The following is a 22627-nucleotide window of genomic DNA, read 5'->3' on the forward strand; positions in this document are numbered from 1 at the left end:
GGCTATTTTTACGATAGGAGCAAATATGATGCAAATTTTTGATTCACATACGCATTTAAATGATGATGCTTTTAGAGGACAAGTACCGGAATATATTGAACACGCCAAGAAACTTGGTGTTACAAAGATGGCAATTGTTGGATCAAACCGTCAAATGAACGAAGAAGCGATTGAACTAGCTCATCAATACGATAACCTATACGCAATCGTCGGTTGGCATCCCGAAGATGCAATGAACTATAACGATGAAGAAGAAGCCATGTTATACAAGCAACTACAAGACGATAAGGTCGTTGCTTTAGGTGAAATCGGTCTTGATTACAATCAAAGTACCGCACCTAAGAAGGCTCAATTCAACGTTTTCAAACGCCAAATTAAGATTGCTCAAGAACTAGGCATGCCAATCTCAGTGCATAACCGTGATGCCTTTGAAGATACTTACGCCATTTTGAAGGAAATGGGCGTTAACAACGGTATCATTCACAGCTTTAATGGGGATGCTGAATGGTTGAACAAGATTATGGATTTAGGGATGTACGTCTCATACTCTGGTGTTGCCAGTTTTAAAAAGACCAAGGAAATCCATGATGCCGTTTCTAAAACACCAATCGATAGAATGCTAGTGGAAACAGATGCACCTTATTTGGCACCTGAACCATTACGTGGTCATCAAAACGAACCAGGATATACTCTATACACCGTCGAAGCGGTTGCTAGATTCAGAGATACAACCCCAGATAAGATTGCCGATGCAACTTATCAAAACGCACTACGAATTTTTGGATTGGATGAATAATGGAAAAAATCAAAGAAGTAATCGTGGTAGAAGGCCGCGACGATACCAAAAGAATAAAAATGGCTGTAGATTGTGACACCATCGAGACCAGAGGATCAGCAATCGATGATAAGACACTTGCGTTGATTAAGAAACTAGACAAGCAACGTGGAGTGATTGTTTTTACTGATCCAGATTTTTCTGGTGAACGCATCAGAAAAATTATCACGCAAGAAGTGCCGAATGCTAAACACGCATTTGTCGACCGTAAAAAGTCGGTACCAACTAAGAGTGATGGCTCTTTAGGTGTTGAACACGCCAGCGTTGAAACCATCAGAGAAGCATTAAAAAACGTCTATACAGCAGACACTAACCACGAGAGTGAAATCTCAGTGGCTGATTTAACTGCCGCTAGAGTTATTAATGATTCTAAAGCTAAGGTCAGACGCACCCAATTATGTAATGAATTGAAGATTGGATACGTGAACGGTAAACAACTGTTGAAACGACTATCCATGTTTGGAATTACCAAAGAACAGTTTAACGAAGCACTAAGTCATATTAAGGAGTAAACAATGTCAAATAATCCAGAAATTGCTAGCCCAGCTAGAACGCAAGCTATCTTAAATCGTTTCCATTTATCAGCTAAGAAGAGTCTAGGACAAAACTTTTTAACTGATTTAAATGTATTAACTAAGATTGTGGATGCTGCCCACCTAACAGATACCGATAATGTTATCGAAATTGGACCAGGGATTGGTGGTCTAACCGAATTCCTGGCACGTAGTTCAAAACGTGTGCTAGCGTTTGAAATTGACCAAAATTTATTACCTGTATTGGATGAAACACTAAGCCCATACGATAATGTTGAAGTGATTAACCAAGACATCCTACAAGCTAATTTACCCGCTATTATTGAAGAAAAGTTCAATAACGAACGTCCAATTAAGGTGGTTGCCAACCTACCTTACTACATCACAACGCCAATCATTTTGGATTTATTAAAGGGTAATGCCGAATTCGACAACATCACTGTAATGATGCAAAAAGAAGTTGCGCAACGACTAGAAGCTAAACCAGGTAGCAAGGATTATGGATCATTATCCGTAATTATCCAATACCTAAACGACGTTAAATTAGCATTCGAAGTATCTAGAAAATCATTTATTCCCGCACCAAATGTTGATTCAGCAATCGTGACTTTGGAAAGAAAAGAAACCATTGAAAACGAAGTGTTTGATGAAAAGGCATTTGCTAGCTTTGTAAGGGGATGCTTTGCTCACCGTAGAAAGACTTTATGGAACAACTTACAAGGATTATTCGGTAAGGATGCTGAAACCAAAGAAAAGGTCCAAGCTGTCTTAGATGAGTTTGATATTCAACCAAGCATTCGTCCTGAAAAGTTAACTGTTGATCAATACGTCGACTTAACTAATAAATTCCATTCTATAAAATTGGTATAATATTATTTGATTATTAAAAACCTCTGTGATATAATTTTGATTTTTAATATTCTCCGTGGTATAATGAACCTACTAGAGAGGTGAATATTATGCCAACCAGTTTGACTGACATTAAGAGCCACTTGGACACTCGCCTAGGCGAAAAAGTTGTTGTAACTGTTCAAGTAGGAAGAAATAAAACATTAGAACGCCATGGGATGTTAGCAGAAACATTCCCAGCTGTGTTTGTTGTTGAGTTAGAAGAAGATGAAAATCTTAAGAGAGTATCATACAGTTACACCGATATTCTAACCAAGAACATCGAAATGGATTTTACCGACGAAGTAAGTGAAGAAGCTTAAAACTAAGAGCTAATAATGTTTATTAGCTCTTTTTATTTTGCTCTTTTGACAAAATCCGAAAGTTTCACTGACTTTTCATTTTAACTTTAGTATAATGTTAATAAATAATTTAGTTAAATTGGGGGTGTGATACTTGAGAACCGTAGAGAAAGCATGCGCCAAACTTAACCTAGGCTTGGATACGCCGTATCGTCATAAAGACGGCAAAATTGAGTGGAATATGATAATGACCTCGATTGAATTATCAGATTACGTCGAGATTGTTACCGAAAAAGGAAACGGGATTTCCGTTCACTGTAATCGTGTGTTTTTACCACAAGATCATCGCAACTTAGCATATCAAGCAGCATTTCTACTTAAAAAGAAATTTGGAATTCAACAAAAGGTGGATATCCATATCAGAAAGAATATTCCTGTTGCTGCTGGAATGGGTGGAGGATCATCTGATGCTGCCGCTGTCATTCGTGGTCTGAATCGTCTCTGGGATTTACATATGACTGATCAGGAAATGGCAACGTTTGGATTGCAACTTGATTCAGACGTTCCATACTGTGTTTATAGTCAGACAGCGATGGTTACCGGAAAAGGTGACAACATCGAGTTAATGCCAAAGCTGCCAAAGATGTATTTCGTAATTGTGAAACCAAAAGTAAGTGTTTCAACGCCAGAAATCTTAAATAAGATTGATTACGATAAGTTAGAACATGTGAATGTTAACGAATTGGCAGAAGCAGTCGAGACACAAGATTATGATCAAATCGTTTCTCATATGGGAAATGTATTGGAACCATTGTCTGCAAAGCATCACAGTGAAATCAGAAAGATTAAAGAAAAGTTCGAAAAATATGGTGCCGATAGTGCTCAAATGTCAGGAACTGGACCGACTGTATTTGGAATTTGTAAAACAGAAAGCCAGGCAAAACACATTTTTAATAGCATTCGCGGTTTCTGTTCTGAGGTATATATTGTAAGACCTGTATAAAAATATCCGTTTAGGTGAAAGCTTAAACGGATATTTTTTTATTATTTAGTTTAAAAAGTATCTTAAATCCGAACATTATGATAAAATTTAAATGTAGTTTTTACTTAATGAGGTGAAAGAATGAAAGCAAAGCGTAGTGCGCGTCTAGTAGATATGACTCGCTACTTAATGGAGAATCCTAATACGGTAGTACCATTGACTTTTTTTGCAAATCGTTATGATTCTGCTAAGTCATCTATTAGTGAAGACCTAACCATTTTACGAAAAACATTTATGGAAACAGGAACTGGTGTATTAGAAACCATTCCGGGTGCCGCTGGTGGAAGTATGTTCATGCCCGGCATTCAAAAACAAGAAGCTAGTCAATTTATTGACGAAGTTCAATCAGCATTAGCTGACAATTCAAGAGTTTTACCTGGTGGATACGTATATATGAACGACCTACTTAACCGTCCATCAATTTTGAGACAAATTGGTCGAATTATTGCGACATTATACAGCGACAAGAAGATTGATGCTGTGTTAACTGTTGCCACTAAGGGTATTCCGGTTGCACAAAGCGTTGCAACCTTATTAAACGCCCCATTCGTGATTGCTAGACACGATTCTAGAATTACCGATGGTTCAACTATTAGTGTGAACTATATTTCAGGTTCGCAAAAGAGAATCGAAAAGATGGTTCTATCAAAACGTAGTTTACCTGCTAATTCCAACGTCTTAATCGTAGATGATTTCCTACGTGGTGGGGGATCAGCCGATGGACTATGTAGTTTAATCAAAGAATTTGATAGTGAAGTTGCCGGAATTGCGTTCGTTGCTGAACGTGACTATGAGGGTCAACGTAAGATTAGCGAAGACGATTACACTTCATTATTCAAGATTGATACTAATAACGGTGATATTAAAGTTGATTTAGGAAACTTTACCTACGATAACTTTAGCGACTTCACCAAGGAGGAAGAATAATGACGACTAGAAATACAATTATTTTAGCTGCCGGTAAAGGTACGCGAATGAAGTCAAAACTATACAAAGTTTTGCATCAAGTTTGTGGTCGTACAATGGTTGATTGTGTATTAACACAAGTAGAAAAAATTCATATGGATAACATTGTTACTGTAGTTGGTTTTGGTGCCGAAGACGTTAAAACTCAACTAGGTGACAGAAGCCAATATGCATTACAAGAAAAACAACTAGGAACAGGGGACGCAGTTAAAAAGACTGCTGACATTCTAGAAGACGTTGATGGATCAACAATGGTTGTTAGTGGAGACACTCCACTATTCACTGCCGAAACTTTTGATCACTTGTTCACTCAACACGAAGAAAGTGGTGCGGTTGCCACTGTATTAACTTCAAAAGCGCCTAACCCATTTGGTTATGGTCGTATCGTTCGTGATGACAAGGGTAACGTTAACAAGATCGTTGAACAAAAGGACGCCTCAGTTGCCGAACAAAACATCGATGAAATTAACACTGGTGTTTACGTTTTCGATAACCATGAATTATTTGAAGCGCTAAAGAAGGTTAAAAACGATAACGCCCAAGGCGAATACTACCTACCTGACGTTATTGGTATCTTCAAAGAAGAAGGTAAAAACGTTGGTGCTTACCAAATGAAAAACTTTGATGAGTCAATGGGTGTAAACGATAGGATTGCACTTTCAAAGGCTAACCAAGTAATGCAACAACGCATTAATGAATACCACATGTCAAACGGTGTTACCATGCCTAACCCTAATGATACATACATTGACTTTGGTGTTGAAATTGGTCAAGACACAATCGTAGAACCAGGTGTTCATATCAGTGGACACACTAAGATTGGTAACGATTGTAAGATTGGTGCCAACTCAGAAATTAGAGACTGCATCATTCACGACAACGTTACTGTGACATCGTCATTACTTGAAGAATCAGAAATGATGGAAGGCTCAAACATTGGACCTTACTCACATCTTCGCCCAGAAGCTAAGATTGGTGAAAACGTTCATCTTGGAAACTTCGTCGAAGTTAAGAAAGCCCAAATTGATGAAGGTACTAAGGTAGGTCACTTAACTTACGTTGGTAACGCCCATCTAGGCAAGAATATTAACGTTGGTTGTGGTGTTATCTTTGCTAACTACGATGGTAAGAATAAACACAATACTGAAGTGGGTGACAATTCATTTATTGGAAGCAATGCTAACTTAATTGCTCCATTACACATTGATGACCACACATTTATTGCTGCTGGTTCTACCATTACTGATGACGTAAAACAATACGATATGGCGATTGCTAGACAACGTCAAACCAACAAACCAGGATATTTCAAAAAGCTTCCATATGCTGATTAAGAGATAATCCAATGATATTTTATTTATTATTTGTATAATTTTTGCATGAAAAATTATCAATTATAGTGTAAAATTAACTGTGAATTAAGAATATAGTTACGAATTATAGAATTTATTGTTAGGTGGAGGACTTATGGCTGAAAGATATTCTGATCCTAAATTGAAGATTTTCGCTTTAAACTCTAACATTCCTTTGGCAGAAAAAATTGCTGATCGTGTTGGTGTTGATTTAGGTGAAACATCCGTTGACAGATTTAGCGATGGTGAAATTAGAATTAACATTGAAGAAAGTATCCGTGGGGATAACTGTTATATCATTCAATCTACATCAGCTCCCGTTAATGATAATTTAATGGAATTAATGATTATGATTGATGCTCTTAGACGTGCAAGTGCTAAGACAATTAATGTGGTAATCCCATATTATGGTTACGCTAGACAAGACCGTAAGGCTCGTTCTAGAGAACCAATTACTGCAAAGCTAGTTGCTAACATGCTTGAAACTGCTGGAATTGACCGTGTAGTTGCATTGGACTTACATGCTGCTCAAATCCAAGGTTTCTTCGATGTTCCAGTTGATCACATGATGGGTGCACCATTATTAGCTGATCACTTTATTAACCACGGCTGGGACTCAAACGCAGTCGTAGTTTCACCTGACCACGGTGGTGTAGTTCGTGCCCGTGCATTGGCCGAATTCCTAAAGGCACCAATTGCCATTATCGACAAGCGTCGTCCTAAGGCAAACGTTGCTGAAATCATGAACATTATTGGTGATGTTAAAGGTAAGTCATGTTTGATGGTTGATGACATGATTGATACTGCTGGTACTATTACTTTAGGTGCCCAAGCATTAATGGATGCTGGTGCTAAAGAAGTATACGCATGTTGTACACACCCTGTACTATCAGGTCCTGCAATTGATCGTATCCAAAAATCACCAATCAAGAAGCTAGTTGTTACTGATACAATTCGCTTACCTGAAGAAAAACAAATTGATAAGATTGAACAAATCTCAGTTGCTCCATTAATCGGGGACGCAATTAAGCGTATTAACGAAGATCGTGCCGTTAGTCCATTATTCAGCAACCGTTTCAGAAGTAACGCAGAATAATGAATAAACCAAAGAGATTAGGACTGTTAGTAGCGTTAGTTGGAATCGTTATTGCTTTAATAGCAATGGTGTTTAAAATTAGTGCTATTACGATTAGTAACTATCTATTCTTGATAGGACTACTAATCACAGTCACTGGCTTGATTGGAGTATTATCCAAGGGGCATCTTTTCACTGGATGGCGCATTTTTCACCGTAAGGATGATGATGAGCGCTTTGAAAACGAAAAGATTCCAGCCAACAAAATTGGAGGCATGAAGAATGCCAAAATTGTGGTACGACCATTTGCACAGTTAATGTTAATAATTGGAATTATCTGGATTGCATTTGCAATCATTATCACACTATAAAAAAAGAACTCACTTCATTGAAGTGAGTTCTTTTTGTTTGGTATCGATTATTTTAAAGCAAAGTTTCTAATTGCGTATGCAACACCATTTTCTTTGTTTGTCTTAGTAACTTTGTTGGCAACTTCTTTTAAGTCGTCAGCAGCATTACCCATGGCAACACCTGTACCAGCATAGGTAACCATGCTGATATCGTTTCCTTGATCACCAATAGCCATTACGTTTTCAGCGGTTAGGCCTAAACGAGTAGCAAGCTTACTTAAGGCAGCACCCTTAGAAGCTTGTTGGTTCACAAATTCGATAAAGACAGGTTCGCTTCGAACCATTGTTAAGTGGTCTAAGAAACTTTCAGGAACTGCAGGAATAGCCTTGTCGATAATGTCTGGGTCGGCGATAAGCATGGCCTTAACAATTTCGGTTTCTGAAGTGATTTCTTGTGGTTCACGAACACGAATTGGCATTCTAACTAGGTAACTTTCTGCAACACTGTATGGACTTAGGTCACGGTTAGTGGTGTAGATGTAGTCAGTAGTTTCAATTTGGAAGTTGGTGTTTAATTTGTGACTTAGTTTTTCTAGTTCAACGAAGTCTTTGTAATCTAGGTCGAACTTTTCAATGATGTTGGCGTCAGCATCTTGTAGTTGAGCACCATTGAATGTAATAGCGTATTCGTCGCTACCAGAAATATTTAATTTCTTTAGGTATGGTTTAACACCGGTCAAAGGACGTCCTGTACATAGGACCACTTTGATACCATTGTTTCTTGCTTCGGTAACGGCATCGATTGTTTCTTGAGCTAAAATGTTTTCTTCGTTTAAAAGGGTACCATCAATATCAATGGCAATTAATTTGATTTCACTCATGGAGAAATCCTCCTTACTTGATTAATTCATCATTTTTAATGTGTTTTTGAAACTCTTGATAGACTGGTTCGAATAAATCGATATCACTATCTTTAGATAACATTTCCTTAGGGAAGAAGAAGCGTTCATCACCTAAATGCTTACCGGTAACGGCACTAACTAATTGGGAAATCTTTGATAGTTCAATCATTGTACCATCATTTCTTCTAAGTTCAATTTGTGTAGCGTGATGTTTTTTGTTTGGATCGTAAGCATCATATGGTAAGTCGAAACTGTTATTAATGGCGGTGTAGTATTTGGTTTCAAAACCGGCTTCTTGAATCCACTTTTGCATGGTTGGAATCAATGATTCTGTTTCGTTGTTGTATTCGACGGACTTGAATGGCTTTCTATTAATGAATCGGTCTGCTAAATCAGCTAGGATTTGATCATCTGACTCAATCCAGTTGATGAAGTATGTGTTCAATACTCCATCATCTAGTTTCAAATAGTCATCAATAGTGAAGTCATTCTTGAAGAATGGCATTAATAGGTGCGGAGTTAAACGGTCGTTTTGATCTAACTTACCGGATAGTTTCTTGGCTCTTTGAAGTAGGTGACTTAGGATTACTTCCATTGAACGAGATACTGGATGGAAGTACACTTGCATGTACATTTGCAAACGGGAGATGATGTAGTCTTCAACGGCATGCATTCCGTTGATTTCAAAACAGATACCACCTTCGTATGGTCTCATCACACGCAAAATTCTGGTTAAATCAAAGTTACCGTAATTAGCGCCAGTATTGTACGCATCCCTTAGTAGGTAATCCATTCTATCGGCGTCGCATTGACTAGAAATCATTTGAACCACTTGTTGGTTTGGATAAGTGTGATCGATGACACTAGCAACTTCCTTAGGGAAGCTAGGGCTAATCTTACTTAAAACTTGGTTAACTTCTGTTTTTTCGGAAGTGATGATTTCTTGGGTGATTGCCTCGTGATTGGTACCAAAGATATGTTCAAAGGTATGTGAGTAAGCACCGTGGCCGATATCATGAAGTAATGCGGCACATAGCGCAACTAATCTTTGGGAGTCATCCCATAGACCGTCGCCAGCACCTTTGCTAGGATAGTTTCTAAGGAAACCATCACAGATACGACGAGTTATTTCGTACACTCCTAAACTGTGGGTAAATCTTGAATGTTCTGCACCATGGAATGTGTATGAAGCAGGACCTAATTGTTTTATTCTTCTTAATCGTTGGAATTCTTTAGTATTAATCAAATCTAAAATGACTTGGTGTTGTACGTAAATGTAGTTAAGAACCGGATCTCGAAAAACCTTTTCTCGAGGTAGTAGTTTTTCTTGGTATTCCAAATTCTTACCTCCTTACTATTATATATAAGTTATTTATGCTTATTATAACAAAGTTTTAAATGAAATAATTAATTTTCCAACCATTAATTAATGCATTTATGTAGATGTCCGTATATAATATTAGTTTGTGATATATGAAATGAGGGAAGGTGAGTCAGTGTGATGAATAAAAATGAAAATGCTCAAAAGGTTGTTGTGAACTTAAAGACAACTATTTTCCAAGATGCAGAGCGCGAAGACTTTATTTTTGAAGAAGTGGGGAGCCTAGTTCAAATGAACAATGGCCTATACCTTCGCTTTACCGAACATCAAGAAAACCAAGCGGTAGCCAACGTGACTTTAAAGATTACCGATGAACATGTTCAATTGACCCGCCAAGCAAAGGGTGGACATCACTCTAGAATGATTTTTGATGAAAACAAAGATCACGACACAATTTACCAAACTGAGTATGGTCCAATAAAAATTTTGGTCAAAACCAAAGAGCTAAACTACGATTATAATGAAGATATAATGAATGGTAAGCTTGGGATTGACTACGAATTACATTCTGGCGGAATGATTGTGGGAGAGTACAATCTTGCATTGCAATTTTCTGCTTAAAAAGGTATGATATTAATAGTATTTTGAAAGGACGTGCACCGATTTGAAATTACAAGCCTTAGAAGGTAAAGACAAAAAAGAATTATCAATGGTCGAAGTTGCTCACGCAATTCTTTCTGAACGTGGGGAAGTAATGGCCTTTGCTGATATCGCCAACGAAATCCAAAAATATTTGGGTGATTCTGATGAAGAAATTCGTAAACGATTGGTACAGTTCTACACAGATATGAACGTTGATGGTAGTTTTATTTCTTTAGGTGATAATCTTTGGGGACTAAGAACTTGGTATCCATATGATTCAATCGATGAAGCTACAGTTCATCCTGAAGACGAAGATATCGATCGTCCTAGAAAGAAAAAGCGTCGTAAGGTTAACGCATTCTTAGCTGATGCTTCTGACGATGATGACGTTATCGATTACGATGATGATGATCCAGAAGACCAAGACGACGAATTTGAAGATGCCGATGAAGGTATCGACGAAACCGACAAGTATCACAAAGATTTAGATGAAATTGACGAAGAGAACGATGTTGACGACGATAACATTCCTGATGGTATCGAAGGCGAATTGTCAGAATTACATGATGATGACGATGACATCGACGATGATTCTAAAGATTAATTTTTCCTAGAAAATAATAATTATATTTCTTGACTATAAACCTAGAACAATGTAATATTATTTTTGGGCTCCTTACAAAAGAGTTTGTAAGGACAATTGATCGATTATAGTAATCAATGACTCCCTATTCTCAATGAATAGGGAGTTTTTAATTTTTACCCTAATAGATTTTATGAGGAGTTTTTCACATGACTAAATATGTTTTTGTTACTGGTGGGGTTGTTTCTTCACTAGGAAAAGGAATTGTTTCTGCATCACTAGGACGTTTATTAAAAAACCGTGGGATTAACATTACTATTCAAAAGTTTGATCCATACGTTAACGTCGACCCAGGTACTATGAGCCCATACCAACACGGTGAAGTGTTTGTTACTAATGATGGTACTGAAACTGACCTTGATTTAGGTCACTATGAACGTTTCATTGATAATGACTTAAATAAATACTCAAATGTAACTACTGGTAAAATTTATTCAGAAGTATTGAGAAAAGAACGCCGCGGTGACTACTTAGGTGCAACTGTTCAAGTTATTCCTCATATCACTGGTATGATTAAAGAAAAAATCATGCGTGCAGCTAAGGTATCAAACGCTGATATCGTAATTACTGAAATTGGTGGTACTGTTGGTGATATCGAATCACTACCATTCCTAGAAGCTATTCGTCAAATGAAGAGCGAAGTAGGGGATGAAAATGTATTCTACATCCACACCACTTTAATTCCTTACTTACGTGCTGCTGGCGAAATGAAGACTAAGCCAACACAACACTCAGTTAAAGAACTACGTGGTTTAGGTATCCAACCAAACCTATTAGTTGTTAGAACTGAACAAGATGTTACTGATGCAATGAAGAGAAAGATTGCTTTATTCTGTGATGTTAAGCCAGAAGCTGTTGTTGAATCAAAAGATGCTCCAACACTTTACACTATTCCATTGATGCTAGAAGCTCAAGGTATGGATCAACAAGTTGTTGACCACTTTGGTATCGATGCTCCTAAGGCTGACATGACTGAATGGAAGGCTCTAGAACAAAAAGTACAAAACTTAAAGAATGTTGTTAACATTACTTTAGTTGGTAAATACGTAAAACTAAAGGATGCTTACATTTCAATTACTGAATCATTACGTCATGCTGGTTACCCAGTTGATGCAAAGATTAACCTAAAGATGTTAAATTCAGAACTAGTTACTGAAGATAACGTAGAAGAATTACTTGGCGATGCTGATGGTATTATCGTTCCTGGTGGATTCGGTGACCGTGGTATCGAAGGTATGATTACTGCAGTTAAGTATGCTCGTGAAAACGACGTTCCTTACTTAGGTGTATGTTTAGGTATGCAAATTGCAAGTATCGAATTTGCTCGTGACGTATTAGGTTACAAAGACGCAAACACTACTGAAATTGATCCTGAAACTCCACACAAGATTATTGACTTAATGGCTGACCAAGCTGATATCGATGGTATGGGTGGAACTCAACGTTTAGGTGCTTACCCATGTAAGCTAAAACCTGGTACTGTAACTGCTGCAGCATACGGTAACAAGGCTGAAATTTCAGAACGTCACAGACACCGTTACGAATACAACAACGAATACAGAGAAGAAATGGAAGCTCACGGTCTAGTTATTGCCGGTACTTCTCCAGATGATCACTTGGTAGAAGTTGTTGAAATTCCTACTAACAAGTTCTTCGTTGCTGCTCAATATCACCCAGAATTCCTATCACGTCCAACAAGACCTGAAGGATTATTCAAGGCTTTCGTTGCTGCTGCACACGAACAACATGAAGAAAATAACAAATAATATGTTTTAAAGAAAAGGCCGGGAATTTTCCTGGCCTTTTTTATTGTTTTTGTTAAATGTATGTTTAATTTAGCCGAAACTATTGTATTTTTAATATTTATTATTTAATATTGTTATTGTTCACTATTATTTTAGTGAAACTGTAAGCGAGGAATTTAAACAATGAATAAAATGATAATAAAGGGTGGCCATCGCCTATCTGGTAATGTGACCATTGGTGGAGCTAAGAATAGTACTGTTGCATTAATCCCAGCAGCTATCTTAGCCGACACGCCAGTGCAATTTGACATGGTGCCAAACATCTTAGATGTTCACAATCTAATGGTGATTTTGGAATCAATGAATGTCTCATCAGATTTTGCCGATGGAATATTAAACGTCGACCCAACAACAATAAATGAAAGTGCTTTACCAAGTAAGGCAATTAAAAGTTTAAGAGCATCATACTACTTCATGGGGGCATTATTAGGACGCTTCGGTCGTGCTAAGATTACTTTCCCTGGTGGAGATAACATCGGTCCTAGACCAATTGACCAACACATCAAAGCTTTTGAAGCAATGGGAGCAAAGGTTGAAAATGATGGTGATGAAATCATCATCACAACTGACGAAGATGGTTTACATGGAGCACAAATCTTTTTAGATGTTGTGTCAGTGGGGGCAACCATTAACGCCATCCTAGCAGCTGTTAAGGCTAAGGGCTCAACTGTCATCAGAAATGCTGCCAAGGAACCAGAAATTATTGATGTTGTGACATTCTTGAATAACATGGGTGCAAAGATTAGAGGTGCCGGCACAGATGTTATCAGAATCGAAGGGGTAGAATCACTTCGTGCCAAGAATACTCATATCATTATCCCAGATAGAATCGAAGCTGGAACATACCTATCCATGGCAGCTGCATATGGTGACGGTGTGAAAATTCAAAACGTGATTCCAGAACATTTGGAATCATTCATTGCGAAGTTACAAGAAATGGGTATTGATCTACAAATCAATGAAGATAGTATCTATGTTCCAAAGACTGAAGACCTTAAGAACATCGAAATTAAGACAATGCCATACCCAGGCTTTGCCACTGATTTACAACAACCAATCACGCCACTACTACTAATGGCGGCTGGTGACAGTACAATCATTGATACAATTTATCCAAAGAGAACCAAGCACATCGATGAATTAAAGAAGATGGGTGCAAAGATTAGATACGATGAAGGTAACGGTACAATCATCGTTAGTCATACCAACGAACTTGTTGGTTCAAAGATTGAAGCAGGGGAAATTCGTGCTGGGGCATCAGAAATGATTGCCGGTCTTATGGCAGAAGGTACCACTGTAATCGACAATGCTGACAACATCCTACGTGGTTATGACAACATCATTGATAAGCTAACTAACCTAAACGCTGTCGTTGAACTAGTTAACGACGAAAGTTAATTTTCGTGTTGAATTAACTTCTATTTAGTGTTACTATAATCAAGTCGACTAAACGATAATCTCTGAATCAACATATGATGCAGGGCAAAGGAGCGATTTATAATGAAACAAGGAATTCATCCAGAATACCACCAAGTGGTATTCCAAGATACAAGTACTGGTTTTAAATTCATGGCTGGTTCAACTATGAACTCAGCTGAAACTATCACTATGGATGATGGTAATGAATATCCATTAGTACGTCTTGAAATTTCTTCAGATTCTCATCCATTCTACACTGGCCGTGAAAAGTTCACTCAAGCCGATGGTGCTGTGGATCGTTTCAACAAGAAATACGGTTTCAAGTAAAGATAAAAAAAGACATATCCGTTTCGGATATGTCTTTTTTTTACATATTTAACACATAGTCAATCCATTTTGGCATCGCTTCGTTGATTTGATCAAAGGTTAAATCAAAGTTGCCGGTATACCATGGATCTGCGATTTCTGAACCTTGCATTCCATCGATAACATCTAGACATAGATGAATCTTGTGGGCTTGATCCTTAGGCGCCCAATGTAGCAGGTTGTTAATGTTTTCGAAGTCCATTCCAATGATTAAATCATAGTTTTGGAAATCTGATGCTTCGATTTGTCTTGAGTGTTGACCAGCATAGCTAATATGTTTTTGGTTCAACAATTTACGAACTTCTGGGTGTGGCGGATTGCCGATTTCTTCAGTACTGGTTGCAGCTGAATCGACTTGAATTTCGTTTTCTAATCCACGTTCTTTAATGATTTTGCTAAAAATAGCCTGAGCCATTGCAGAACGACAAACGTTTCCATGGCACACAAATAAGACTTTTTTCAAAGTAGTCACGTCCCCATTAATTATTATCCATTAAACATATTAACAGTGTTTTGACAATTAGTTAATAGTTTTTATAAGACCTCATTAAAAATAAAGGATTGTCTCATAAAGGATTGAAAAATCGCATTTAAAATAATTTATCGTTTCATGTTATAATATGCGTAACACTTATCGAACTGATGAAATGGAGATTTATTAGATATGAAAATGTCACTTACAGAAGTTGCTCGTGCGGTTTCTGCGCAAAACGATATTAGCGGATATGAAGATATTGATATTACTAGTGTTGCTTTTGATAGCAGGGAACTAACAGACGGGGCACTATTTGTGCCACTTGTTAGTCAAAATGATGGTCACGACTACATTCAAAGTGCAATTGATAATGGTGCCGTTGCAACTTTCTGGCAAAAAGACCACGAAAATGCTCCAACAGATTTTCCAATTATCGTTGTTGATAATACATTAGAAGCACTACAAAGATTGAGCCAATACTACCTAGCTAAGATTAATCCTAAGGTAGTCGCAATTACAGGAAGTAATGGAAAGACCACTACCAAGGATATGGTGGCTTCAGTATTATCCACTCAATTCAATGTCACAAAGACCCATGCTAATTTCAATAACGAAATTGGTGTACCAATGACTATTTTAGATATGGAACCAAACACCGAGGTGTTGGTTGTTGAAATGGGAATGGATCGTCCAGGCCAATTAGATTTCTTAAGTCATTTAGTTGAACCAGACGTAGCTGCCATCACAATGATTGGTGAAGCTCACATCGAATTCTTTGGCACTCGCGACAAGATTGCTGATGCCAAAATGGAAATCGTTAATGGCCTAAAAGAAGACGGTATCTTCGTTTATAACGGTGACGAACCACTATTAGCAAGTCGCAGTGAATCACTACCGTTCAAACGTACTTTTGGTTTGGCTGAAGATGATGATTTTTATGCATACGACATTGCTGGGAATGAAGTACAAACTACATTCAAGGTTAATAAGTACCCGGATGTTGAATTCAAGATTCCAATGATTGGTGAATACAATGTTAACAACGCATTGGTAGCCATCACCATCGGTGACTTATACAGAATCAGAGAAGAAAACATCCAAAAAGCATTATTGAACGTTAATTTGACTAATAATCGTACTGAATGGATTGAAGGAAGTAAACACGAAATGATCCTTTCAGACGTTTATAATTCAAATCCTACTGCTGTAAAAGAAGTAGTGAACGCATTTACTCGTGAAAAAATTGATGGTCGTAAGATTGCCGTTTTAGGTGATATGCTGGAACTAGGTGATCAATCGATTGAATTACACGAGTCATTGGCTGAAGTATTAGATCCAAAAGAAGTACAAAGCGTTTACTTAATTGGTCCTGACATGAAGTACTTGTACGACAAGTTAAGTTCAGTTTATCCATCAGAAAATCTTTATTATTTTAAGGCAGATCAATTAGATGATTTATATGATCAACTAAATGCTGAAATTTATGAAGGTGACCAAGTATTACTAAAGGCTAGTCATGGAATTCATTTGGAAAAACTATTAGATAAATTAACAAATTAATATAGGTAATTCATTTGCTAATTTGGTCTAAAAGAGTTATATTAGTCTAGTTACATTTTTAGAACACGGAATTTTTATAATCAAGTGATTAGCGCATTAACGGGAACGGATTCTTCCTTAGCTAATGGCGGTATTATATTGAATGTTTCGTTTAGGAGGAAACATATTTGAAGTTTAGAGAATTAGGTCTTTCAGAAGATCTATTAAAAGCGATTGAAGACAAGGGTTTTAAGGAAGCCACTCCAATCCAAGCAGAAACAATTCCTTTATCCCTACAAGGAAAGGATGTTTTAGGACAAGCACAAACAGGTACAGGTAAGACAGCTGCTTTTGCTCTTCCTATCATTGAACACGTTGATTTAGATAATCCAAACGTGCAAGCATTAGTTATTTCACCAACTCGTGAATTAGCTATTCAAACTCAAGGCGAAATTAGTCGTTTTGGAAAAGAAAAGGGCGTTAAGGCTGTATCAGTTTTTGGTGGTTCTGACATCAGAAGACAAATCCAGAGCTTAAAGCGTAAACCACAAGTTGTTGTGGGTACTCCTGGACGTTTATTGGATCACATCAACAGACATACATTAAAATTAGACCATGTTAAGACATTGGTTCTAGATGAAGCCGATGACATGTTGGACATGGGATTCCTAGATGACATTGAAAGCATCGTAAAACAAGTTCCAGAAGAAAGACAAACATTGTTATTCTCTGCAACTATGCCACCACAAATCAAGCGTGTTGGTGTTCAATTCATGAAGGACCCTCAACAAGTTACAATTAAGGCTAAGGAATTAACTACTGATTTAGTTGATCAATACTACATCAGAGTTAAACAATTTGAAAAGTTTGATATCATGACTAGATTCTTTGATATTCAAGCACCTAAGGTAACTATCGTATTCTGTCGTACTAAACGTCGTGTTGACGAAGTTTCTAAGGGACTTCTATTACGCGGTTACCGTGCAGCAGGAATTCACGGTGACTTGACACAAAACCGTCGTTCACAAATCATGAAGGACTTCAAGCATGATAAAGTCGACGTTTTAGTTGCAACCGATGTTGCCGCTAGAGGTATTGATATCTCAAGTGTTACTCACGTATACAACTACGATATTCCTCAAGATTCAGAAAGCTACGTTCACAGAATTGGTCGTACCGGTCGTGCCGGACGTCATGGGGTTTCAATGACTTTTGTTGAACCAAACGAAACTAGTTACTTAAGAGATATTGAAAAGCTAACTAAGGTTAGAATGTTACCTCTTAAGCCACCTTCAGCTGATGAAGCATTGAAGGGTCAACTAGAAGTAGCTACTAAGGAGATTGGTTCATTAATTGAAAAGACTAAGATGGAACCATTCTCAGAAGCTTCTGACGAATTGTTAGAAAAATACGATGCTAAGGAATTAGTATCTGTCCTATTAAGCAAGATGACTAGAAACCAAGTTAAGGTTCACATCACTGCTGAAAAGCCACTTCCTAACAAGAATAAGCGCGGTCATGGTGGTGGATATCACCGTGGCGGTGGTAACCGTCGTGGTGGCTTCAAACGTGGTGGTAACAGAAATGGTGGTGGAAACCGTCGTCGTTACAATGGTAATGGCGGTGGCAAGCACCGTGATGATCACAAGAAGGGCAACCACTCATCAAACCACAAGCGTCCAAACAAGTCATTTACAATTAAAAACAAAGATTAATAAACAAAAAAGCTGTTGATATGAAAATTTGTCAATGGCTTTTTTTTACATAAAGAATTACAATAAAAGGAAATGCCCATTATTAATTGGAGGAAAGATTAATATGGTAGTAGGAACTCATAGAAATGCACAAGTACTAATTAGTAAGAGTGCTTTATATCATAACATTAGTAACGAAAAGAAACGTTTAAAGAAAGACGAATATTTATTCATGGTCGTAAAGGCCAATGGATATGGACACGGAGCAGTCGCAGTAGCACACGAAGCGAAGAAGGCTGGTGCCGATGGCTTTTGTGTGGCCATTTTAGATGAAGCACTACAATTAAGGAATGCTGGTTTTAACGAACCAATTCTAGTGCTAGGAATCACAGATGTTAAACATGCATCATTAATGGCGGAGAAGAACATTTCAGCAACCATATCATCAATTGATTGGTTGAAAGAAGCCGATGAACAATTAGCTAAACAAAATCTACCAAAGCTAAATGTTCATGTTGGTTTGGACACTGGAATGGGAAGAATCGGTTTTCAAGACAAAAATTCACTTAAAGAAGCGGTTGATTACTTGAATCAGTCTAATACATTGAACTTTGAAGGAATTTTTACACACTTCTCAACCGCTGATACACATAACGTAAAGTATTTTAATTTGCAAGTTGAACGATTTAATGATTTAATTTCAGTTATAGATACGTTACCTAAGTATGTACATGTGTCTAATTCAGCTACTAGCTTGTGGCATAGTGAATTTAACTGCAACATGATTAGATTTGGTGTTGCTGGTTACGGTTTGAATCCATCTGGGGGAGAATTAGACCTACCATATGAATTAAAACCAGCACTTAGTTTAACTACTGAAGTCGTTTACTGTAAGAAGATTGATGCAGGTCGTTCGGTTGGATATGGCGCGACTTATACATCCAAGCAACCTGAATGGATTGCCACAGTTCCTGTTGGCTATGCCGATGGAATTGTTCGTGCAATGCAAGGATTCTCACTATTAGTTAATGGTAAATTCTGCCCAATCGTGGGTCGAGTTTGCATGGATCAGCTAATGATTAAACTAGATGAACCAGTAGAGCCAGGCACAAAAGTTACAATTGTGGGTCAAGACGGTAAAGAAAAGATTACTTTACAAGACATTGCGTCATATTGTGATACAATTCATTATGAGGTGGCTTGCTTACTCACTGATAGACTACCACGCATTGTGGTAGAATAACCCGTTTTAAGAGGATTAATCAATGCAATCTAAGAACCGATATGTTTATTCACTTCTAAGCACAGCTACATCAAGTAACACAGCAAAAATATCACATCCTAGAATGAATGTTTCAATGGATACGCATACTAGGATTGTGATTAATCCATGTTTTAACGATTATTTGATAGTCCAGAATTTAATTGCTGGGTACACTGAGATGACCGATATTAATCGTGATATTTCAAAGGAATTCACTTTTTGTGAAGCCTCAAGTGTGCATCACATTACGTTTTAAGAATTCGAAAGAATTCATTATAGATAGGGGATGTTAGAATGGCTAACGTTGAAATCAAACGTGGCGACGTTTTTTATGCTGACCTATCACCAGTTGTTGGTTCCGAACAGGGTGGAATGAGACCGGTGTTAATCATCCAAAACAATATCGGTAATCACTATAGTCCTACCGTGATTGTTGCCGCAATTACTGCTAGAATTTCAAAACCAAAGATGCCTACTCACGTAGCTATTAGTGCTGATAAGACCAGAATCGAGAAAGATTCAGTCATCCTATTAGAACAAATTAGAACGATTGATAAACAACGATTACATGATCGAGTGGATCACTTAAGTGATAAGTTTATGAAACGAGTGGACGAATCATTGAAATTAAGTATTGGTGTACAGTAAAACATACATAAAAAAAGGATGCGAATTTAATTCGCATCCTTTTTGTTTTGATAATGTTATTTCTCGTCCGCTAAATCTTCAATCTCTGCAATTTTAAAACCTTTACGTTCTAACGCAGCTGTGATTCGTTTTAATAATTTCTTATCTACCTCTTCAGGAAGGGTGAACATAACTCTATGTACCAATTCACCTTCTTGACCATCTAGACTGATAACACTGGCGATTGCAGTGTACTTAGTGATGATTCTAGACATTGATTCTAGATCACCACGGTTACCAGGAGCTAGAACAGTTATTACATAACTGCCCACGTTTACGTTCCATGATTGTGAAAGCATGTCCAATAAACGAGTATGGGTCAAGATACCGTAGAAACGATTATTATCATCCAATACAGCGATGTAAGGTAAATCCTTAATCGAAAAGAAAATGTGGAAGAAGGCTGAATTAACATTGATGAACTTAGTGGAGTTCTTTAGTAGGGTGGTAACTGGTTGAGTCATATCACCACCGTTAGCTTTGTGACGGTAGATATGCATCTTGTATATGTTACCTCTAAAGATTGTTCCAGTTTCGTCTAAGATAGGAATACATCTGTAACCAGATTCTTCCAAAGTTTCAAGAGCTTGTTCTAATGAAACGTTTTCTGAAACTGTAACTAGGCTGCCCTTAGGTTTAACCAATGACTTCAATAGCATAACATAACCTCCTTTTTAAATTATTAGAATTTTTCTCATATTCTAATTTTAACATAAATCGATGAATTTGTGGCGATAAATCAACAAATAGTCAAAATAAAAAGCCGAGGAGCAAAGTGCACCTCGACTTTTTATTTTAATCAAGTTGATCGATTATTTTAAAGCTTCCATACCTTTTTCGGCAGTTTCCTTTAAGGTCTTACCTGAAGCTTCCATCTTAGCTTTTTCTTCATCGCTTAGAGGAACTTCGATAACTTGCTTAATACCTGATGCGTTAACAACAGCTGGAGTACCGATGTAGATATCGCTTAAACCATATTCACCGTTAACTGGAGCACCAACAGGTAGTACTGAGTTTTCGTCACGTAAGATAGCACGTGAAATTCTCATTAGGGCAGTTGCAACACCGTAGAAAGTAGCGCCTTTCTTGTTGATGATTGTGTATGCCTTATTTCTAGTTTCTTCTTCTAATTGTAGTAAGTCGTCTTTGCTTACGCCAGCATCTTTAGCTACGTCTAATAGAGGACGTGAACCAACAGTTGCTTCGTCAATAGCAGCAAATTCTGAGTCACCATGTTCACCCATGATGTATGCATTGACGTCAGCAGGGTTAACACCTAACTTCTTAGCAACAGCAACTTGGAAACGGGTAGTGTCCAATGAAGTACCTGAACCTACAACCTTTTCCTTTGGCCAACCTGAAAGTTTTTGAACACCGTAAGTTAAGATGTCAACTGGGTTAGCAGCAACTAAGAAAACACCCTTAAATCCTGACTTAACAACTTCAGGAACGATTGATGAAAGAATCTTTAGGTTCTTTCCAACTAGATCTAGTCTAGTTTCACCTGGTTTTTGAGGTGCACCGGCAGTGATAACAACTAAGTCAGCATCTGCACAGTCACTGTAGTCACCAGCGTAAATGTTCTTAGGAGCAGTAAATACTTGAGCATCTTCTAAGTCAAGTGCGTCTCCTTCGATACGATCTCTAATAATATCAACGATGACGAATTCTTCGCCTAGTCCTTGTTGCATCATAGCAAATGCGTATGAAGAACCAACGGCACCGTCACCAACTAAAACAACTTTTTGATGTTTTAAAGCCACAATAATCATCCCTTCAAAAACATATTTAAATCTACAACTGAATTATATCATTAATTTGGAAATTAGTAATTACAAAGCGCTAAAAAAACGAATAGTTTTCTATATTTCTGTAAGCGACAGGATAAATATCGGATTGCATACTATGATATAATTTACATATTAATTGAGCGAAAAAAGGAGCGGATTTTTTATGAAGATGATTGTGGGATTGGGAAATGTAGGACCACAATATAAGGAAACCAGACACAACACTGGTTTTATGGTAGTAGACGAGTTTGCCGACAAACACGGAGTAGAACTATCAACACAAAAGATGGAAGCAAAGATTGGATCAACCAATATTAATGGGGAAAAGGTTATGTTAGTTGAGCCATTAACATTTATGAACGAATCAGGTCGTTCAGTTGGACCATTAATGAAATTCTTTAAGCTAGATTTAAACGATTTAATAGTAATATATGATGATATGGATTTACCAATCGGTAAGATTAGATTGAGAAACCACGGTTCAGCCGGTGGACATAACGGAATTAAGAGTTTAATTTCCCACTTAGGTACTGATAAGTTTAACCGTATCAAGGTGGGAACTGATCACCCAACCAAGGAAAGCGTTGTTAACTATGTATTAGGTCACTTTACAGATGACCAAAAGCCAGGATTAAACCAAGCAATTGATAACACTGTTTCAGCACTAGAAGAATTTATCGATGGAGAAGAATTCAACAAGCTAGAAAACAAGTATAACTAGTATTTAGAGGGGATAA

The 22627-nt window shown here is 37.5% G+C and carries 25 protein-coding genes; 20 read left to right on the forward strand and 5 right to left on the reverse strand.

Annotated elements, in window-relative coordinates:
• The first annotated feature begins 28 nt into the window (after nt 1–28).
• The 9 genes from K5Q07_RS06615 to K5Q07_RS06655 all read left to right on the forward strand — a co-directional run bounded on the left by K5Q07_RS06615 (nt 29) and on the right by K5Q07_RS06655 (nt 7364).
• Complete coding sequence (locus tag K5Q07_RS06615) at nt 29–796, forward strand: TatD family hydrolase (RefSeq protein ID WP_220730229.1); 768 nt, start codon at nt 29–31, stop codon at nt 794–796.
• Nucleotides 796–1347 (forward strand): ribonuclease M5, encoded by a 552-nt coding sequence (rnmV, locus tag K5Q07_RS06620; RefSeq protein ID WP_220730230.1) that lies wholly within the window; start codon nt 796–798, stop codon nt 1345–1347. Before K5Q07_RS06615 ends, rnmV begins: the two co-directional genes overlap by 1 nt.
• Nucleotides 1348–1350: 3 nt before the next feature.
• Nucleotides 1351–2238, forward strand: a complete 888-nt coding sequence (gene rsmA, locus K5Q07_RS06625) for a 16S rRNA (adenine(1518)-N(6)/adenine(1519)-N(6))-dimethyltransferase RsmA (protein ID WP_220730231.1) — start codon at nt 1351–1353, stop codon at nt 2236–2238.
• 89 nt (nt 2239–2327) lie between these two features.
• Nucleotides 2328–2579 (forward strand): Veg family protein, encoded by a 252-nt coding sequence (locus tag K5Q07_RS06630; RefSeq protein ID WP_034532463.1) that lies wholly within the window; start codon nt 2328–2330, stop codon nt 2577–2579.
• Between the two features lie 133 nt (nt 2580–2712).
• Complete coding sequence (gene ispE / locus K5Q07_RS06635) at nt 2713–3561, forward strand: 4-(cytidine 5'-diphospho)-2-C-methyl-D-erythritol kinase (RefSeq protein WP_220730232.1); 849 nt, start codon at nt 2713–2715, stop codon at nt 3559–3561.
• Nucleotides 3562–3681: 120 nt separating this feature from the next.
• Nucleotides 3682–4527, forward strand: coding sequence for a pur operon repressor (purR, locus tag K5Q07_RS06640; protein WP_220730233.1), 846 nt, complete (start codon nt 3682–3684; stop codon nt 4525–4527).
• Nucleotides 4527–5900: a bifunctional UDP-N-acetylglucosamine diphosphorylase/glucosamine-1-phosphate N-acetyltransferase GlmU gene (glmU, locus tag K5Q07_RS06645; protein ID WP_220730234.1), complete on the forward strand. Its 1374-nt coding sequence runs from the start codon at nt 4527–4529 to the stop codon at nt 5898–5900. The genes purR and glmU overlap by 1 nt, the downstream gene beginning before the upstream one ends.
• A 133-nt stretch (nt 5901–6033) precedes the next feature.
• A complete protein-coding gene (locus K5Q07_RS06650; protein WP_054606228.1) occupies nt 6034–7014 on the forward strand; it encodes a ribose-phosphate diphosphokinase in 981 nt (326 codons plus the stop codon).
• A complete protein-coding gene (locus K5Q07_RS06655; protein ID WP_220730235.1) occupies nt 7014–7364 on the forward strand; it encodes a DUF3899 domain-containing protein in 351 nt (116 codons plus the stop codon). Before K5Q07_RS06650 ends, K5Q07_RS06655 begins: the two co-directional genes overlap by 1 nt.
• A 47-nt stretch (nt 7365–7411) precedes the next feature.
• On the opposite strand, the gene yidA is transcribed toward K5Q07_RS06655, so the two are convergent.
• Nucleotides 7412–8224, reverse strand: a complete 813-nt coding sequence (yidA, locus tag K5Q07_RS06660; protein WP_220730236.1) for a sugar-phosphatase — start codon at nt 8222–8224, stop codon at nt 7412–7414.
• Between the two features lie 13 nt (nt 8225–8237).
• Nucleotides 8238–9584 (reverse strand): HD domain-containing protein, encoded by a 1347-nt coding sequence (locus K5Q07_RS06665; protein WP_220730237.1) that lies wholly within the window; start codon nt 9582–9584, stop codon nt 8238–8240.
• Nucleotides 9585–9746: 162 nt separating this feature from the next.
• Here K5Q07_RS06665 and K5Q07_RS06670 point away from each other — a divergent pair, with 162 nt between their 5' ends.
• The 5 genes from K5Q07_RS06670 to K5Q07_RS06690 all read left to right on the forward strand — a co-directional run bounded on the left by K5Q07_RS06670 (nt 9747) and on the right by K5Q07_RS06690 (nt 14402).
• Nucleotides 9747–10187, forward strand: a complete 441-nt coding sequence (locus K5Q07_RS06670; protein WP_054606232.1) for a YwiB family protein — start codon at nt 9747–9749, stop codon at nt 10185–10187.
• An 88-nt stretch (nt 10188–10275) separates the two neighbouring features.
• Nucleotides 10276–10812: a DNA-directed RNA polymerase subunit delta gene (gene rpoE / locus K5Q07_RS06675; protein WP_373310053.1), complete on the forward strand. Its 537-nt coding sequence runs from the start codon at nt 10276–10278 to the stop codon at nt 10810–10812.
• A 188-nt stretch (nt 10813–11000) separates the two neighbouring features.
• Nucleotides 11001–12617, forward strand: coding sequence for a CTP synthase (pyrG, locus tag K5Q07_RS06680; protein WP_054606234.1), 1617 nt, complete (start codon nt 11001–11003; stop codon nt 12615–12617).
• Nucleotides 12618–12779: 162 nt separating this feature from the next.
• Nucleotides 12780–14054 (forward strand): UDP-N-acetylglucosamine 1-carboxyvinyltransferase, encoded by a 1275-nt coding sequence (murA, locus tag K5Q07_RS06685; protein WP_220730238.1) that lies wholly within the window; start codon nt 12780–12782, stop codon nt 14052–14054.
• 102 nt (nt 14055–14156) lie between these two features.
• The gene (locus K5Q07_RS06690) at nt 14157–14402 is read left to right on the forward strand and encodes a type B 50S ribosomal protein L31 (protein ID WP_034534394.1); all 246 of its coding nucleotides are present in this window, start codon (nt 14157–14159) and stop codon (nt 14400–14402) included.
• Between the two features lie 40 nt (nt 14403–14442).
• Here K5Q07_RS06690 and K5Q07_RS06695 read toward each other — a convergent pair whose 3' ends face one another.
• On the reverse strand, nt 14443–14904 hold the full coding sequence (locus K5Q07_RS06695) for a low molecular weight protein-tyrosine-phosphatase (RefSeq protein WP_220730239.1): 462 nt from the start codon (nt 14902–14904) through the stop codon (nt 14443–14445).
• A gap of 201 nt (nt 14905–15105) precedes the next feature.
• Here K5Q07_RS06695 and K5Q07_RS06700 point away from each other — a divergent pair, with 201 nt between their 5' ends.
• From K5Q07_RS06700 to K5Q07_RS06720, 5 genes are all read left to right on the forward strand, one after another.
• Entirely contained in the window at nt 15106–16476 is a 1371-nt protein-coding gene (locus tag K5Q07_RS06700) for a UDP-N-acetylmuramoyl-tripeptide--D-alanyl-D-alanine ligase (protein WP_054606237.1), read from the forward strand.
• A gap of 167 nt (nt 16477–16643) precedes the next feature.
• Nucleotides 16644–18170: a degradosome RNA helicase CshA gene (cshA, locus tag K5Q07_RS06705; protein ID WP_220730240.1), complete on the forward strand. Its 1527-nt coding sequence runs from the start codon at nt 16644–16646 to the stop codon at nt 18168–18170.
• A gap of 103 nt (nt 18171–18273) precedes the next feature.
• Nucleotides 18274–19392 (forward strand): alanine racemase, encoded by a 1119-nt coding sequence (gene alr, locus K5Q07_RS06710; protein ID WP_220730241.1) that lies wholly within the window; start codon nt 18274–18276, stop codon nt 19390–19392.
• A 22-nt stretch (nt 19393–19414) separates the two neighbouring features.
• Nucleotides 19415–19669, forward strand: a complete 255-nt coding sequence (locus tag K5Q07_RS06715) for a hypothetical protein (RefSeq protein WP_054606240.1) — start codon at nt 19415–19417, stop codon at nt 19667–19669.
• Nucleotides 19670–19707: 38 nt separating this feature from the next.
• Nucleotides 19708–20061: a type II toxin-antitoxin system PemK/MazF family toxin gene (locus K5Q07_RS06720; protein ID WP_034532478.1), complete on the forward strand. Its 354-nt coding sequence runs from the start codon at nt 19708–19710 to the stop codon at nt 20059–20061.
• Nucleotides 20062–20117: 56 nt separating this feature from the next.
• Here the strand turns inward: K5Q07_RS06720 and cbpA are convergent, their stop codons facing one another.
• Together cbpA and K5Q07_RS06730 are read right to left on the reverse strand one after the other, a co-directional pair.
• Nucleotides 20118–20759 carry a cyclic di-AMP binding protein CbpA gene (cbpA, locus tag K5Q07_RS06725; RefSeq protein ID WP_220730242.1) on the reverse strand — a complete coding sequence of 214 codons (642 nt, stop codon included), beginning with the start codon at nt 20757–20759 and terminating at the stop codon, nt 20118–20120.
• Nucleotides 20760–20912: 153 nt separating this feature from the next.
• Nucleotides 20913–21863, reverse strand: a complete 951-nt coding sequence (locus K5Q07_RS06730; protein WP_220730243.1) for an L-lactate dehydrogenase — start codon at nt 21861–21863, stop codon at nt 20913–20915.
• Between the two features lie 190 nt (nt 21864–22053).
• On the opposite strand from K5Q07_RS06730, the gene pth reads away from it, so the two are divergent.
• Complete coding sequence (gene pth / locus K5Q07_RS06735) at nt 22054–22611, forward strand: aminoacyl-tRNA hydrolase (protein WP_220730244.1); 558 nt, start codon at nt 22054–22056, stop codon at nt 22609–22611.
• Nucleotides 22612–22627: the final 16 nt, after the last annotated feature.

Source organism: Apilactobacillus zhangqiuensis (assembly GCF_019656215.1).
Lineage (GTDB): Bacteria > Bacillota > Bacilli > Lactobacillales > Lactobacillaceae > Apilactobacillus > Apilactobacillus zhangqiuensis.